Genomic DNA, 14,599 nt, shown 5'->3' on the forward strand with positions numbered 1-14,599 from the left:
AGACAATGAGGTTCCATCTTCGCCCATTGGGCGTCCGTCAAAACAAATCGTTCCATGACAAACTCCGTTTGGGAGCTTGAATCATTTCTCCGGTAAAATGGGAATCCCGAATCTCAACAAACCTTAGCCAGCCGGTTTGTTATGTCTTTTTTAAATGCGGATTAGCAGTTGGGAAAATAAGGTCGTCACCGTCTTCCCTCCGATTTGATTCTTATCGACTGGGCAGAAAAATGTTTTATTCAGGACGTGGTGGCGGAATTCACCGATAGCGTGCCATGCGGGGCACCGGAGGCAATGATGTTGGCGGAACGACTGGGGCGGCCCGGTGAGGGCATGGAATCATGAGCGCAATTCGTGTTCTGGTTCTTGAGGACAGTCTGATCATCGCGATGGAGGCGGAAGATATTCTGCGCCTCTCCGGTGTCCAGAGCATCGATATCGTCGGCAGCCTGGAGCAGGCGAGGGCGGCCATCGCTGCGCAGCGGTATGATTTTGCTCTTCTCGACGTCAATCTCGGCGAGGGAATGAGCTTCGGATTTGCCCGCCATCTTCTCGATGTCGGCATCCCCTTCGGCTTCGTCAGCGGCTATTCCGATCCGCGCGATTTTCCGCCCGACCTGCAGCATATCCCGCTTCTGGTAAAGCCTTTCGACGAGAGGGCGATGCGGGAATTCCTGCAGAGGCTTTTCCCGGCTGCGGCCTGAAGGCTTTCATGACATAAGCCGGCCCTTGCATTAGGATGATTCGTCGTCCGTAAAGGCTTCTTTCGATGCAGTGGCAAGACCATGCGATCATTCTGGGCGTCAAACGCCACGGCGAGACGAGCGTCATCGCCGAGGTGATGACGCGTGATCGCGGCCGCCATCTCGGAATGGTGCGTTCCGGCCGCTCTCGGGCGATGCAGCCGGTGCTGCAGCCGGGCAATGCGGTGGAGATCATCTGGCGTGCCAGGCTTGACGAGCATCTCGGCGAATTCCGCGTCGAGCCGGTGACGCTGCGCGCCGCCCGCCTGATGGAAACGGCGACCGCCGTCTATGGCGTCCAGGCGATGGGGGCGCTGCTCAGGCTGCTGCCGGAGCGTGACCCGCATCCGCATCTCTTCGATGCGCTGGAGGTCATCCTCGATCATCTGCACAATCCGGCCGATGCCGGCGAGCTGTTCGTGCGTTTCGAGCTTGCGGTGCTGAACGATCTCGGCTTCGGCCTCGATCTTGCCGAATGCGCCGCCACCGGCGTCCGTTCCGACCTTGCCTATGTTTCGCCGAAGTCCGGCCGCGCCGTCAGCCGCAGCGCCGGCGCACCCTGGGCCGACAAGATGCTGCTCCTGCCGCCATTCCTCGGCGCCGAAGGCAGCCACGCCGCCGATTTCGACAGTCTGGCCGCCGCATTCCGGCTGACCGGGTTCTTTCTGCACCGCCATGTCTACGAGCCGCGCGGCATCGAGGCCGGGGCAGCCCGCGATGGCTTCGTCCAGGCTGCGCTCAAGGCGCTGAACCCGGCTTTGAGCGCGCTGTCCGGTCCGAACGGCATTTCGGCCTGACATCGTTTTTTACTGCTGCAAAACATCCTCCGGATTTGGCGGTTTACCCGCCCATGCGCGCTTCCTATGTCTTGGGGCAGCCAGCCAAGGAGGATGTCATGCTGACCAAGCCCACACCATCGGCGACGATCACGCTCTGGAACGGCCGCGAAATTCCGCGCCTCGGCATGGGATGCTGGGCGATCGGCGGCCCCTTCTTTGCCGGCGAGACGCCGCTCGGCTGGGGGGAGGTCGACGACGATGAGTCGGTCGCTGCCATCGACCGCGCCATCGAGCTTGGCATTCGTTTCTTCGACACCGCCTCGAACTACGGCGCCGGTCACTCGGAAGAGGTTCTCGGCCGCGCGATCGGCAATCGCGACGATATCGTCATCGCCACCAAATTCGGCTTCGCTACTGATCCTGAAACGAAGCAAGCAATCGGCGCCTTTGCCGATGAAGCCTTCATCCGCCGCTCTGTCGAGACCTCGCTGCGCCGTCTGAAGCGCGATCGCCTCGACCTTCTGCAATTCCACCTCAATGATTTTCCGCCGGAGCAATCGGATGCCGTCTTCGACGTGCTGGAAGCGCTGCGCAGTGAAGGCAAGATCGATGCGTTCGGCTGGAGCACCGATTATCCGGATCGGGCCGGCCGTCATGCCGGCCGCCAAGGATATGTCTCGGTCCAGCATACGATGAACGTCTTCGAGCCGGTGCCGAAGATGATCGCGGTGATCGAGAGCGAAAACCTGATCTCCATCAATCGCGGTCCGCTGGCCATGGGGCTGCTCACCGGAAAATTTACCGCCGACAAGGCTGTCGGCGCCAAGGATGTGCGTGGTGCCGCCCTCGACTGGATGGTCTATTTCAAGGATGGGCGTATGGCCCCGGAATTCGCCGCACGGCTCGATGCCGTCCGCGATCTCCTGACATCGGGCGGCCGTTCGCTGACGCAAGGGGCGCTTGCCTGGCTTTGGGCGCGCTCGCCGCACACCCTTCCCATTCCTGGCTTCCGCACCGTCGCTCAGGTCGAGGAAAATGCAGGCGCGCTGGAAAAGGGGCCGCTATCGGCCGATGTCATGGCGGGGATCGACGAAGCGCTCGCCCGGGTTTGACGATCAGGCTGCGGCGCGGCGTTTGAGCGCCCAGCCTTCGGGTCTCTCTTCGAGGATGCGGACGGCGTCTCCGATCGAGATCCGGCCGCTGCCGCGCGGCGTGGCGTTCCAGCCGAAGAGCGGGCCGGGCACACGCCGGTCAGCCGACATTCGAATGCGGCCCATGGCGGGCATCGGGTTCGCCACGTCGCGCGAACCCGTCTGCTGATCCTGCGTCGTCATGATGCAGCGGGAGCAGGGTTTGACGAGATCGAAGCGGATGCCGACGATCTCGATCGCCGCCCAGCGGTCCTCCGACCAGGCCTCGTCGGTGTCGATGACGATGTTCGGGCGGAAGCGTTCCATGCCGACGCTTCCCTCCCCATGGGCGGCGAGATCGGCATTCAACCCTTTCAGCGAGCCGGTCGTCGTCACCAGGATCTGATAGCCGTCGGTGAAGCTGACGGGCGTGCCTTCCCCGGCCCATTCGGCGTTTGCCGTGCGCCGCGCTTGCCCGTCGAAGAAGACCAGCCGCACCTCGCGGCCGAGCCATTCGGAAAGCTGGCGGTTGCTTTCCGGGTCGGCAACAGCGGCGCTGACGGTCGATTTCCACACGGTCACATCCATGCGGCTGTCAGGCTGAGGCGGCGGTACTGCTATTTCCTGCCTTCCCTGCATCAGCAGCCGGAAGGCGCCCGATTCGGATCGCACGTCGATGCGTGCGAGGCCCGGCAATTCGCGCTGGGTGATGAAGTGGCCCTGCGCATCGGCAATCATCGCCCGCCGGTCGCCGGGAAGCCCGTAGGCGTCGATCTCGGCGGCGGGCAGGGCAATGCCGCGAGCGCTCTTGAGAGGGTAGATGAAGAGGTCGCTGACACGCATGCCGTTCTCCTGGGTTTCGTCCCCTAAATTTCGTCCATGAAGGCCGAGAGAAAGTCGCGCAGGCTCTTGTCGCGCGCCGCCGCCAGCCTGCGGCCGGTCTCGGTCTGGAATCCTTCCGCCAGTTTGAACAGCTTCGTCTGGAAGTGGTCAATGGCATAGCGCTTGTCGTCGAGCTGGCGGTTGGTCCCAGCCGGATCGAACGGATCGTAAAGCCCTGATCCCAGACGCCCGCCGATATAGAAGCAGCGCGCCGCGCCGACCATGCCGATCGCGTCCAGCCGGTCGGCATCCTGCAGGATCTTCGCCTCCATCGTCTGCGGCGTCACGCCGGCCGAGAAGCTGTGGGCGGTGATGGCATGGGCCACGGCCTCCATATCTTCGCTGCTCCAGCCGAGTTCTGCCAGTATCGCCGATGCCTTCTCGGCCGCCAGCGCCGATGCCTTTGCCCTCAGCGGCGAATTCTTCTCGACCGCGACGCAGTCGTGCAGAAGTACGGAGGCGGCAAGAACGCGCCCGTCTCCGCCTTCTCCGGCATGGATGCGCATGGCGTTCTTGAAGACGCGCAGGATATGGGCGAGGTCGTGCGAGCCGTCGTCGCCTTCGGCCGCATGCGAGACCAGTGCTGCTGCAAGCGTTTCATGAGGAGAGAAGGCCTCGGCCACGAACATTGCGTCACCTGTCGTTGAGAAAATCGGGTTCTGTCGATGGAAGACCGGCCGAAGCCGGATGCAGGCGGGCAGACGAGTTTCGCAGCGAGATCTGCAGAGCCTAAGTTCTAGTACCGGCTTGCCGCGCGAGTCGCAATCGAAGCGGCTTCGGAATAATCCCTCATGCCGCCGTCTTCGGCGGCAGGGAGAGAAGATGGGGAATGTCGCGCGCCGGCCTCGGCTGACTGATGTAGTAGCCCTGGATCTCGTCGCATTCCTCGCATTCGAGCAGCGCCACTTGCGCGGCGGTTTCGACGCCCTCGACGGTGACGCGCATGCCGAGCGCATCGCCGAGCAGGATGATCGCGCGCATGATCGCATGAGCCTCCTTGTTGTCGGCAATGTCGTTGACGAAGGATTTGTCGATCTTGATCTTGTCGAAGGGGAAGCTCGAGAGGTAGCTCAGCGACGAATAGCCGGTGCCGAAATCGTCCATCGAGATGCGGATGCCGTGCTCCTTCAGCGCATGCAGGATCGGCAGCACCTCGGAGAGGTTTTCCATCAGCACGCTCTCGGTGATTTCGAGTTCGAGCCGCGATGGCGACAGTGAGGCGGAGGCAAGGGCCTCGCTGACATCCTGCGGCAGGTCGGCGCCGCTGAACTGGATCGCCGAAACGTTGACGGCAACCTTGATCTCCTCCGGCCATTGCGCCGCATCGCTGCAGGCCTGGCGCAAAACCCAGCGGCCGATATCGACGATGAGGCCGAGTTCCTCCGCAAGGGGAATGAAATCCATCGGCGAAACGCGGCCCCGGACCGGATGGTTCCAGCGGATCAAGGCTTCGAAGCCGCAGATGCGCCGCTGCGAAAGATCGTAGAGCGGCTGGTAATGCAGCTCGAATTCTTCCTTCTGCATGGCGGCTGTGAGGTCGGCCTCCAGCGCGTGGCGTAGTTGCATCTGCGCCTCCATCTCGTCGGTGAAGAAGCGCTCGCGCTTGCGTCCGTCCGCCTTGGCGTGCGAGAGGGCCACGCCGGCATGTTTCAGCAGCACATCGGTTTCCTCGCCATCCCCCGGCGCGACCGCGATGCCCATGGAGACGCTGAGTTCCATCTGTTTTTCGCCGCGGAGGAACGGTTCGGATAGTTCCCGGCGGATCTGGTCGGCAAGCGCCGTGACGTTCCACGGCTGCTGCCTGCCGGTCTGGAGAATGGCGAATTCGTCCGAACCGAGCCGCGCCAGGATGTTTCCCCCGGCCGAGGCGCGGATACGATCGGCAACCTGCTGCAGGATCTTGTCGCCGGCCGAAGCACCCATCGTGTTGTTGATCGATTTGAACCGGTCGAGATTGAGATGCACGAGCGCGATCTGCTCGTCCGGCCTGCGCTCGGCGAGTGCCGCATCGACCTGCTCGCGGAAATGGATGCGGTTCGGAAGGCCGGTCAGCGGGTCGTGGTGCGCGAGATAGGTGATGCGCTCGGCTGCCTTTCGATCGTCGGTAATATCGGCATGGATTGCGATACTGCTGCCGTCCGCAAGGATGGTCACCATGCTCTGGATGATGCGGCCATCGTCCATTCGCCATTCACGCCGACGAAGGCTGTCGTTTCTTGCGGTCGCGGTGGAATGCTTTCTGCTCCGCTGGTCGGGCCTCGCGCCGGCGCTCTCCGTGCCGCGTATTCTGCCGATGAGATCGGCAATCGTCGCACCCGCATCGACATCTTCTCGCTTGAGGCCGAAGAGCTGACGGAAGCGGGTGTTGGAAAAGCTCAGCCGCTGATCGGCGTCGAAGACGCTGAGGCCGAGCGGCAGGTTGTCGAGAATGACTTCGAAGAGCTCTTTCTGTTCCGCGAATGCCTGCGTGACCGAGGCAACCTCGCCTTTCAGCGCTCGGGTTTCCCTCAGCAGCGTTTCGACACTTCTCTCGATTTCGCCATAGTCGCTTTCATGGCTGCGATAGGTGGCGATCACGAGATCCATCAGACGCTGTGCGTCGATCGAGCCATCCGCTGTGACGGCCTGCGCGCATTGTTGCCAGAAGAGCGTCTCGGCTTTCATGTGGGTGCGTCTTGCAGGGAGGTGGTGACGGCAACGGCAGAACGCGTCTTTCTCTGATGGACGTACCTCATCGCGCCGGACATGGAACTTTCCTCAATGGTGCTCAGAAATTGATTTTCTGCAGGATAAACGGTCTGGTAGTGATTTGCGCCTCTCACTTTGTATGGTCCGAATTAATATTCGGTTGCATTGCAGCAGAGATATGCATGCCCTCATGCATTTGTTTTATATGTGAAAAACCTCTGAAATACGGGAGCATGCGGCCGGCTGGAGAGGGCCGAAAGCTCTTACCCGTTGCTCCTTTAGGTTTTGTCAATCATCGTTAAGCAGAGGTTAACAACTTATTGACGCACTGCGCAAATCAGTTTAACCACCACTTCAACACCTGATTTTCTCACCTTCGTATTGCGTACAAACACCACCGGCAGAAGGCGGTGAATGGAGGTTTGTATGACCCGCACCACATCCGTTTCAGACACTTCATATGCATATCTGGCGACGCTGTCCCGGCTCGATGCCAATGGCGACGGCGTGCTCAGCCGCGGCGAACGCGCTGCGGACGAGAAGCCCGGCATCATCAAGGAAATCCTGGAAGAGGACCAGGCAAGCGATGCGCAGCCGAAGTTCTCCGGCAGCCTCGTCGCGCTGATGATGGATACGCGTCGCAGCGACGTGGGCAACAGCATCGCCGTTCCCTATCCGTTGCAGCAGACCGCGCCTTCCACCGGCGATCAGTCCGACGCTCTCTACCGCAACACCTACGGCCAGTTCGATTTCAACGCTGTGGCCTGAGTGGCGTCTCAACTTGACGATCTGCAAGCCGGCCGTTTGGCCGGCTTTTCTCGTTCCAGGCCTTGCATCAGGAACACCTTCCGGGCTGACACGTTCAAAAGGACAACCGGACGGAAGGAGATCTCCATGAAAGCCATGTGCACCATTGCCGCCCTGAGCTTGCTTGCTGTTGCATTTCCGGCAGGCGCCCAGGAGAAGCAGACGGCGGTCGCCAATTTCGTCGATAAGGACGGCAAGGAGGACGGCCGCGCGCAGTTGACGGCCGCCGCCAATGGCGGCGTCCTGATCGAAGTCGAGATATCAGGACTGCCCGCGAACAAATGGGTGGCCTTCCATGTTCACGAGACCGGCCGTTGCGACGCCGCGACCCACCATGAATCGGCGGGCGGCCATTTCAAACCCGAGAAGGCGGAGCACGGCATTCTGGCCGCCAAGGGGCCGCACCCCGGCGATATGCCCAATCAATATGTCGGACAGGACGGCGTGCTGAGGGCGCAGATCTTCAACACAATGGTCACCCTCGACGGCAAGACCGACGGCATTCGCGGTCGGGCATTGATGGTGCACGCCAATTCGGATGATTATCGCAGCCAGCCTTCCGGCGACGCCGGAGAAAGACTTTCCTGCGGCGTCGTCCAATAGAGCCGACGACCGCTCCCGCGCTGCAAGGTTTTACTGCCGCGTCGGCTTTTCGGCCATCGCGGTACCGTTGGACCTTTTTCCGGGCGCCGAATCCTCCGGCATGGCGGCCGGATCGTCCTTTTCGTCGAAGGCAAGCTTTACCCGCTTCACCATGTCCCGGCTTACCTGCCACCAGTCACCTGTCTTTGCCCAGTAGCGCAGCGTGACTGATATTGTGCTGTCACCAAGGCTGTCGATGAAAACGCTGGGTGCCGGTGACGTCAGCACCTTGGGATTGCGTTTGGCAGTGCCCATTAGCGTCTCCATCGCCAGATCAAGGTCGTCCTCACGAGAAATGTTGATCTTAAGGTCGTTCTGCCGCGTCGGTTCGCGACTGAAGTTGGTAATCGGCGTGTTCCAGAGCGTCGAATTCGGCGCGAGCCGATAGAGCCCGTCGCCGGTCCTGAGTTCTGTCGCAAACAACCCGATCTCGCGCACCGTTCCGGCCACGCTGCTGGTTTCGATATATTCGCCGACGCGGAACGGCCTGAGAACCAAGAGCATGATGCCGGCTGCGATATTCTGCAGCGTCCCCTGGAGCGCCAGACCGATCGCCAGGCCCGCCGCGCCTAGCGTCGCGATGATCGAAGCAGTCTGGACGCCGAACTGGCCGAGCACGGTAATGAACACAAGGATGAGCAGCGCATAGCGCACCACATTGGTGAAGAAGCGCGCCAGCGTTTCGTCGATGCCATGGATGCGCGACAGGCCTTCATAGGCCCAGCGGCTGATGAAGCCGGCCAGCGTCCAGCCGACGACGAGCAGGATCACTGCCCCGAGAATGGAGAAGGAATATTGTACGGCGAGCGCGCTTGCCTGGCTGAGCGCTGTGCGCGTGGCGAGGAGGACATCGTTTGCCTGTTGTTCCATAGATTCTGGCCCTGCTGATCATGCGTCGTGGGGCTAGATGGAGCAGGGCGCGGTAGCGTCAACCGCTGGCGGTGTCTTTGATCGCGAGCAGGAAAGGCGCGTTGCCGTCAGCATCGGCGCCACGGCCGATTGCCTGCACGGCCGTAACCAGCCGGCCGCCGCGGTTAAGCAGGGCATCGCCGATTTCGATCAGCCGGGCATTCGGCGTGGCGAAAGGCGAGGCGGTCCGCAGCCTGTATGCAAGCTCTTCCTCGCTCTGATCGGGTGCCAGCGACAGGGCAGCGATCAGCGCGGCCGCCGGAGAGCGGGATACACCCATCCAGCAATGGATGAGCAGTGGTGTCTCCTGACGCCATGAGGCGGCAAAGTCGATCAGGGCTCGAACGTGCGTCTCGTCAGGCGCCACGAGATCGCCGGTGCCCTTGAAGCTGATGTCGTTCATGCCGAGTGTCAGATGACGCTCGGCCGCAATCACTGCCGGCCGATGAAAGGATTGCTCCTTGGCGATCAGGCTGATCATGTCGCGCGCCTTGTGGCGGACCGCCATTTCCGCGATGCGAGACAGCGGCGAAACGACGATGTAGCTCACGATGTCACCCCCGCTCGGCCTCGATTGCCGCGAAGCGCTCACAGAACAGGCGCTGCGCGGTGAGAGCCGGCAGCGGCTCGATCATCAGCATGTCCCTGCTGATGCCGCGCGGCTGACCGAAGAATTTCTGTGCTTCGGCGGGCGTGAAGCCTGCGAGCACCGTCGCCTCGAAATAGGCGGCGATCGTATCGGCCTTTTTGATCCGCTCCTTGAGGTCGCGCGAGGGATGCGGGGGGAGGCCGAAGCGCAGATGCACGGCGGCTTCCAGCCGCGTTTCCACCGCCTTATACCCGCCGCCGACCACCGATTTGAACGGCGAGATCATGTCGCCGATCACATATTCAGGTGCGTCATGCAGCAGCGCCATCAGGCATTCCTCCGGCCTGGCATCGTTGAAGCGCCGGAAGATATCTTCGACGAGGAGGCTGTGCTGCGCCACCGAAAAGGCATGATCGCCCGAAGTCTGGCCATTCCAGCGGGCAACGCGCGCAAGTCCATGGGCGATGTCGATGAGTTCGACGTCGAGAGGCGAGGGGTCGAGCAGATCGAGCCTGCGCCCGGACAGCATGCGTTGCCAGGCACGCGGAGCTTTCGCCATTGTCACGCGCTGGCCTCGTCGGCGCTCGTGGGGAAGGCGAGGCCGGACCATGTCGGCAGAGCGAGAGAGACCGGCGTTTCGCCGGCGAGCAGCGGCGTGCTCGCCGCTATCGCGGCGCCGGCGCGGTCGATGCGCACGATCGCCAGCCCCTTGCCGCCTTCGACCGAGCCGAGCGTACCGACGGGTTTGCCGGCCGCGGTGATCTCCGCCCCCGTTTCTGGCAAGGCGGTCGCGGCGGAAACCGTGACGACGCGTCGGCGGGCGGTACCGCGGTGCTGCATGCGTGAGACGACCTCCTGGCCGACATAGCAGCCCTTCTTGAAGGAAAGACCGCCGTTCAAGTCCATCAGCACGTCATGCGGGAAGGCGTCCTGCAGGGCGAAATCCGCTCCCGATGTGACAATGCCGTGGCTGATGCGCAGCGTGTCGTACAGGGCCTCCGCGTCGTCGCCATGCCGTCCTGCCCGGCGGACCAGGGTGACACCCGCCTTGGCGAAGCGGCTGTCTCGGACGCCCTGGCTGTCCCGGACGCCCGGGACGCCATCGGCATCGTCACTCCAGGAAACGGTGACGCCTTCTTGGGCATGCGCCGCAAGCGTAACGGCGGCGCGCAGCTTGTACATCGTCAGTCGCTTCAGCAGTCCGTCGCGCTGGCCGGCATCCGTTTCGAGCATATATCCGTCACCCTCCCGCCAGACCATGAAATCGAACAGGATCTTGCCTTGCGGCGTCAGCAGTGCCCCCGGCCGCGCCTCGTCCGCGCCCAGCGAAACGATATCGGTGGTGATCAGGTTCTGCAGGAAGGGTTGGGCTTCCGCGCCGCTGACGAAGAGCAGTGCGCGGTCTTTCAGGAATACGTCTGGCATGGCGGAACCCGTCGCGTTGGTCTTCGCTCAGAGGTATGTCTTTGCAGGATGGATCGCAAGCGTCATGCGCGACGCCACGGTGCGAAGCGCGGCGCGTCAGTCGCCCGCGGTGAAGAATTTCCATTTGCCGGCAGGCGTGATGCCGAGCCGGTAGAAATTATACCCGCCGAACTCCTGCATGTCGGAAAGATCGCCAGCGGTGACGATGCGCAGCAGCTCGACGCGCTCCGGCGGCGTCAGCGACTTCAGGTCCTTCTCGGCAAAATAGGGCCAGACATACATTTCGTCGGGCGTGCCTGCGCCGACATGCACGAAGCCGGTCGAGATGATATCGAGCATGATGGCGAGGATCTCGTCTCCATCCGGATCGCCCGAAAGGTCCTTCAGCGTGCTGATCGGGTCGTCGGTCGGCTCGCCGACCGTGACCTGCGTCTGGTCGGCGCCGGCGCCCATCAGCGGCCGCAGCCGCTCGAGATCGCCGGAGGCGGCCGCCTCGACGATCTGTTCGCGCAGCTTGCGAACCGGCTCGGGCACCTTGCTGATATCGTAGATCACCTCGGCGGGCTTGGAAGCATCCTGTGCACCCGGCGTTTTGTCGACACCCTGATTGTTCTGGCTGCTGACCAGCGGATCGGCCATGGGAACGCCGGGAGCGGTTCCGCCCTGGGGCTGGCTCTGCCCTTGACCGATTCCCTGCGCGGACGGCGCTTCATTGGCGGCCTGGCCGGGGATTTTGTGCAGTTCGGAAAGGGCGTAAGCTGCCGGCGCCAGGAAAATATTGCCGGTCAGGCTGAACGCAAGCAGCACCGGCGCGAGCGGGATTCGCGAAACTTTCTCTTTACCGGTGCGCATCAAACTCTCTGATATCGGTTATTGCAGGGTGCGGTTTGCGGAGAATTCGCCGGCCAGCATGCGCTCGCGCAGCGAATCCAGCAGGGCTTCGGCGCTGCTTTCCCCGTGCAATCTGATCGTCTCGCGCAGGGCATGCGCAATTGCGGCGTCGGCAATGATTTCAGGCTCGATTCCGTCGGCCATGCCGTCGGCCCAAGCCTCGTTCTGGTACTCCAGAGCCGCCTGCATCTTCTCGTGGACGATCATGTCGTCGATTTCGTTGAGGCTTGCTTCCATTGTCTTTTCCTCAGAACTTCTCATGTCTTACTGCACCGTTAACAACACTAACAGCCTTTTCCCAAAACGACACGTCCGCATGCGAAAACAGGTTAATTAAACGTCAATTTCCAAAGCGCGAAGTAATTTCTGTGGCGAGTGTTGCACCTTCGTTACGGTAGCGCTCTTCTGCCACGATGGCCGCCGCGGTGCAATCCGTGTAGACCGAAGCGAAGGCGCGATAGCCGCGATTGAAGGCTGCAGTGAGCCTTTCCTTGCGCTGCGGCTCGCCCCCCGCTTCCGAATCGAGCAGCCGCTGCATGCCCCTTCGCCATTCGTCGCCGCCCGCCGCCTTGCAGAGCGTCCTGAGGTAATGCACGGAGCCCAGAACCTCGGCGAACCGCGCCAGCTTGTCGTCATAGGGCACGATTACAGGCGCCGGCGGCGGCGCAGTTTCCTGCACGGGTGGAGGCGGCGGCGTGTTCTTGCCCTGCGCCAGCGTAGGGCCGGCCAGGAGGAGCAGGGACAGAAAGACGCGGCGAAGAGGAATCATGCGATCAGTTGATACGTTGAGCATGACGGCAACAAGGCGGGCCGGATAATTTCCACTTCTATTCGCCGCTGAGCATGATGCCGAAAAGTGTGAGCGGTTTTCGGACGACATCATGCTCTAACTTTAAATTTAGAACAGGATTCAGATTTTAGGTCGAGTCGGCCTGAAATCTGTCCTGTTCCAATCGCTCTGCGCATTCGAGCACGCTCTGTGGCACAGGCAGCTGCCGGATTTCCTCCACCGTGTACCAGCCGAGTGCGGCTGCATCGTCGGCCGCTTCAGCCACGGCATCTGGATCCGCATCCACTCGAAAGACCGAGAGCAGGAAATGGCTGCTGACGCTGCCGTCGGCAGCATGGGTCTTGAGGTCATAGCTCGAAAACAGCCGTGGATTGCGCGCCGGGATGCCGGTTTCCTCATGAAATTCCCGAAGCGCCGTTTGTTCCGGCGTTTCGCCCGGCTCGGCCCGTCCGCCGGGAAAGGCATACATGTCGGCGGAAGGCGGATTGCGCCGTAACACCAGAAGGAATCGTCCGTCGCGTTCAAGAATGGCGGAAGAGGCGGCTTTGGCGGTGGAAATCATCGGCTGCTCGTGGCTCGGATGACCCATCCTATCTCATGGGCCGACATTTGCACCTCGTCCCTTCTTGGCTTCCCCACTTTTCGCGGGGATAGTCGTGGCGGATCGAAAGGGCTCCCATGACCTACATTATTTACGGCTTTGCCGCCGTCTTCGAAATCGCCGGCTGTTTCGCCTTCTGGGCATGGCTGAAGCTCGGCAAGCCCATCTGGTGACTGGTCCCGGGCATGGTCTCTCTGGCGCTTTTCGCTTGGCTGTTGACGCTGGTGCCGAGCGAGGCGGCCGGCCGCACCTACGCCGCCTATGGCGGCATCTATATCCTTGCTTCGCTGCTCTGGCTCTGGCTGATCGAAAGCCGCGTGCCGGATCGCTACGACATTTCAGGGGCGCTGATCTGCCTTGGCGGGGCGAGTATCATCCTCTTTGGTCCGAGAGGCTGAAGCCTGCCGTGTGAAACTGAGCAGCGCTTTGGGCGGCTTGACCTGACACGGGCAGGGTGCAAAGACAGGGCGTGTGTGGACGTTTCGCCCTGACAAGCTCCAGCGCCGACCTGCGCGATATCTTCTCCGGTCTCGATCTCGACGACTTTCCGGCGCGCTACAACATCGCGCCGACCCAGCCGATCCTCGTCGTCATAGAGGGCGAGGGCAGGGAGCGGAGCAGCAACCTGGCCGACCGTCGCGCCGTGCTCGTGCGCTGGGGCCTCACGCCCGCCTGGGTCAAGGATCCGAAGGAATTCCCGCTGCTGATCAATGCCCGCGCCGAGACCGCGATCGGCAAGGCCTCCTTCCGCGCCGCCATGCGCCATCGCCGGGTACTGATTCCGGCGACCGGCTTCTATGAATGGCATCGTCCATCCAAGGAAAGCGGCGAGAAGCCGCAGGCCTATTGGATCAGGCCGCAACGGGGGGGCGTCATCGCTTTTGCCGGATTGATGGAGACGTGGTCCTCGGCAGACGGATCCGAGGTTGATACCGGCGCGATCCTGACGACCGCGGCGAATTCCGGCATATCCGCGATCCACGACCGCATGCCTGTCGTCATCAAGCCTGAGGATTTCTCCCGCTGGCTGGATTGCAAGACGCGGGAGCCGCGCGAGGTGGTCGACTTGATGAGACCCGTTCAGGAGGATTTCTTCGAGGCCATACCAGTCTCGGACAAGGTCAACAAGGTCGCCAATATGGGACCTGACCTGCAGGAGCCTGTTGCCATCGAAAAGCCGGCCCAAGCGCCTGAGAAGCAGAAGCCGGACGACGCCCAGCTCAGTTTCTTCTGAAACGGCATCCGCCGCTTCTTGCCTGGCTTCGCATCCGCTTCGCTCGTCTTGCCCGACTTGCGTCAGCAGGCGATCGCCTCTTCGATCCTACGCTTTATGCGGATTTTTTGACGCCGGCCGGCTTATTTTTCGCCATCAGCGATGCTGCGGCAACGGCCTTCAGTCCGACCGGACGGTAGTTGGCGGCGAGATCCGGCTTGGCGGCCTGCGGTTCGCCGGTACTGTTCTTCTTCGAAGTCACGATACTCTCCTTACGTGGTTCGTCCCTAGCTGTTTATAGTTTCCTGTCTGGTCAAAAATAGCGACAAAACGGCGACGTCGCTTATCAGGAATTGTAAACACGCACCATAATTCGCGAGGCTTAACTGAAGCCTACGTTGGTTAATACTTACTGAAGGGGGTGGTTCCAATAAAAGCGCGTGGAGGCTTTTCCGGAAAAAAAGCCATGGCACTTTTCGCCGGGAATGAGGGGAGAGGACTATTTCCGCG

17 protein-coding genes and 2 pseudogenes are annotated in these 14,599 nt (G+C 61.9%); 7 read left to right on the forward strand and 12 right to left on the reverse strand.

What is annotated here, in order from left to right; genetic code table 11:
• Positions 1-237 precede the first annotated feature (237 nt).
• The 3 genes and pseudogenes from ATY76_RS22740 (at position 238) to ATY76_RS22750 (ending at position 2,634) form a co-directional block, all read left to right on the forward strand.
• Positions 238-704 (forward strand): annotated as a pseudogene (locus tag ATY76_RS22740) (hypothetical protein).
• A 65-nt stretch (positions 705-769) separates the two neighbouring features.
• Positions 770-1,540 (forward strand): DNA repair protein RecO, encoded by a 771-nt coding sequence (recO, locus tag ATY76_RS22745; protein ID WP_088676989.1) that lies wholly within the window; start codon positions 770-772, stop codon positions 1,538-1,540.
• A gap of 98 nt (positions 1,541-1,638) precedes the next feature.
• Entirely contained in the window at positions 1,639-2,634 is a 996-nt protein-coding gene (locus ATY76_RS22750; RefSeq protein WP_088676990.1) for an aldo/keto reductase, read from the forward strand.
• 3 nt (positions 2,635-2,637) lie between these two features.
• On the opposite strand, the gene ATY76_RS22755 is transcribed toward ATY76_RS22750, so the two are convergent.
• From ATY76_RS22755 to ATY76_RS22765, 3 genes are all read right to left on the reverse strand, one after another.
• Positions 2,638-3,495: an MOSC domain-containing protein gene (locus tag ATY76_RS22755; protein WP_088676991.1), complete on the reverse strand. Its 858-nt coding sequence runs from the start codon at positions 3,493-3,495 to the stop codon at positions 2,638-2,640.
• 23 nt (positions 3,496-3,518) lie between these two features.
• Entirely contained in the window at positions 3,519-4,163 is a 645-nt protein-coding gene (locus ATY76_RS22760) for an HD domain-containing protein (RefSeq protein ID WP_088676992.1), read from the reverse strand.
• A gap of 160 nt (positions 4,164-4,323) precedes the next feature.
• Entirely contained in the window at positions 4,324-6,198 is a 1,875-nt protein-coding gene (locus tag ATY76_RS22765; RefSeq protein WP_088676993.1) for an EAL domain-containing protein, read from the reverse strand.
• 438 nt (positions 6,199-6,636) lie between these two features.
• Between ATY76_RS22765 and ATY76_RS22770 the strand changes: the two genes are divergently transcribed.
• A complete protein-coding gene (locus tag ATY76_RS22770) occupies positions 6,637-6,990 on the forward strand; it encodes a hypothetical protein (protein WP_190233713.1) in 354 nt (117 codons plus the stop codon).
• A gap of 126 nt (positions 6,991-7,116) precedes the next feature.
• Positions 7,117-7,632, forward strand: a complete 516-nt coding sequence (locus ATY76_RS22775) for a superoxide dismutase family protein (RefSeq protein ID WP_088676995.1) — start codon at positions 7,117-7,119, stop codon at positions 7,630-7,632.
• 30 nt (positions 7,633-7,662) lie between these two features.
• Here ATY76_RS22775 and ATY76_RS22780 read toward each other — a convergent pair whose 3' ends face one another.
• The 8 genes from ATY76_RS22780 to ATY76_RS22815 form a co-directional block, all read right to left on the reverse strand.
• Complete coding sequence (locus tag ATY76_RS22780; protein WP_088676996.1) at positions 7,663-8,541, reverse strand: mechanosensitive ion channel domain-containing protein; 879 nt, start codon at positions 8,539-8,541, stop codon at positions 7,663-7,665.
• Between the two features lie 58 nt (positions 8,542-8,599).
• The gene (locus ATY76_RS22785) at positions 8,600-9,130 is read right to left on the reverse strand and encodes a tyrosine phosphatase family protein (RefSeq protein ID WP_088676997.1); all 531 of its coding nucleotides are present in this window, start codon (positions 9,128-9,130) and stop codon (positions 8,600-8,602) included.
• A 4-nt stretch (positions 9,131-9,134) separates the two neighbouring features.
• Entirely contained in the window at positions 9,135-9,734 is a 600-nt protein-coding gene (locus ATY76_RS22790; RefSeq protein WP_088676998.1) for an HD family hydrolase, read from the reverse strand.
• Complete coding sequence (locus ATY76_RS22795; RefSeq protein ID WP_088676999.1) at positions 9,731-10,594, reverse strand: folate-binding protein YgfZ; 864 nt, start codon at positions 10,592-10,594, stop codon at positions 9,731-9,733. The genes ATY76_RS22790 and ATY76_RS22795 overlap by 4 nt, the downstream gene beginning before the upstream one ends.
• Positions 10,595-10,690: 96 nt before the next feature.
• Complete coding sequence (locus tag ATY76_RS22800; protein ID WP_088677000.1) at positions 10,691-11,446, reverse strand: hypothetical protein; 756 nt, start codon at positions 11,444-11,446, stop codon at positions 10,691-10,693.
• Positions 11,447-11,464: 18 nt separating this feature from the next.
• Positions 11,465-11,722, reverse strand: coding sequence for a hypothetical protein (locus ATY76_RS22805; protein ID WP_003578293.1), 258 nt, complete (start codon positions 11,720-11,722; stop codon positions 11,465-11,467).
• Between the two features lie 103 nt (positions 11,723-11,825).
• Entirely contained in the window at positions 11,826-12,278 is a 453-nt protein-coding gene (locus tag ATY76_RS22810; RefSeq protein ID WP_190233714.1) for a TIGR02301 family protein, read from the reverse strand.
• Positions 12,279-12,402: 124 nt separating this feature from the next.
• Complete coding sequence (locus ATY76_RS22815; RefSeq protein WP_088677354.1) at positions 12,403-12,837, reverse strand: NUDIX domain-containing protein; 435 nt, start codon at positions 12,835-12,837, stop codon at positions 12,403-12,405.
• Positions 12,838-12,953: 116 nt separating this feature from the next.
• Between ATY76_RS22815 and ATY76_RS22820 the strand changes: the two are divergent.
• Positions 12,954-13,274 (forward strand): annotated as a pseudogene (locus ATY76_RS22820) (YnfA family protein).
• A gap of 71 nt (positions 13,275-13,345) precedes the next feature.
• Entirely contained in the window at positions 13,346-14,110 is a 765-nt protein-coding gene (locus tag ATY76_RS22825) for an SOS response-associated peptidase (RefSeq protein ID WP_088677001.1), read from the forward strand.
• Positions 14,111-14,204: 94 nt separating this feature from the next.
• Here ATY76_RS22825 and ATY76_RS33790 read toward each other — a convergent pair whose 3' ends face one another.
• Positions 14,205-14,351 (reverse strand): hypothetical protein, encoded by a 147-nt coding sequence (locus ATY76_RS33790; RefSeq protein WP_190233715.1) that lies wholly within the window; start codon positions 14,349-14,351, stop codon positions 14,205-14,207.
• Positions 14,352-14,599 lie beyond the last annotated feature (248 nt).

The sequence above is a fragment of the Rhizobium sp. R339 genome, from assembly GCF_002211395.1.
Classification (GTDB): Bacteria; Pseudomonadota; Alphaproteobacteria; order Rhizobiales; family Rhizobiaceae; genus Rhizobium.

Bases quoted from the DNA above. Each gene is read 5' to 3' on its own strand.
- recO (WP_088676989.1), top strand. From the start codon at position 770: ATGCAGTGGCAAGACCATGCGATCATTCTGGGCGTCAAACGCCACGGC.
- ATY76_RS22750 (WP_088676990.1), top strand. From the start codon at position 1,639: ATGCTGACCAAGCCCACACCATCGGCGACGATCACGCTCTGGAACGGC.
- ATY76_RS22755 (WP_088676991.1), bottom strand. From the start codon at position 3,495: ATGCGTGTCAGCGACCTCTTCATCTACCCTCTCAAGAGCGCTCGCGGC.
- ATY76_RS22760 (WP_088676992.1), bottom strand. From the start codon at position 4,163: ATGTTCGTGGCCGAGGCCTTCTCTCCTCATGAAACGCTTGCAGCAGCA.
- ATY76_RS22765 (WP_088676993.1), bottom strand. From the start codon at position 6,198: ATGAAAGCCGAGACGCTCTTCTGGCAACAATGCGCGCAGGCCGTCACA.
- ATY76_RS22770 (WP_190233713.1), top strand. From the start codon at position 6,637: ATGGAGGTTTGTATGACCCGCACCACATCCGTTTCAGACACTTCATAT.
- ATY76_RS22775 (WP_088676995.1), top strand. From the start codon at position 7,117: ATGAAAGCCATGTGCACCATTGCCGCCCTGAGCTTGCTTGCTGTTGCA.
- ATY76_RS22780 (WP_088676996.1), bottom strand. From the start codon at position 8,541: ATGGAACAACAGGCAAACGATGTCCTCCTCGCCACGCGCACAGCGCTC.
- ATY76_RS22795 (WP_088676999.1), bottom strand. From the start codon at position 10,594: ATGCCAGACGTATTCCTGAAAGACCGCGCACTGCTCTTCGTCAGCGGC.
- ATY76_RS22800 (WP_088677000.1), bottom strand. From the start codon at position 11,446: ATGCGCACCGGTAAAGAGAAAGTTTCGCGAATCCCGCTCGCGCCGGTG.
- ATY76_RS22805 (WP_003578293.1), bottom strand. From the start codon at position 11,722: ATGGAAGCAAGCCTCAACGAAATCGACGACATGATCGTCCACGAGAAG.
- ATY76_RS22810 (WP_190233714.1), bottom strand. From the start codon at position 12,278: ATGCTCAACGTATCAACTGATCGCATGATTCCTCTTCGCCGCGTCTTT.
- ATY76_RS22815 (WP_088677354.1), bottom strand. From the start codon at position 12,837: ATGATTTCCACCGCCAAAGCCGCCTCTTCCGCCATTCTTGAACGCGAC.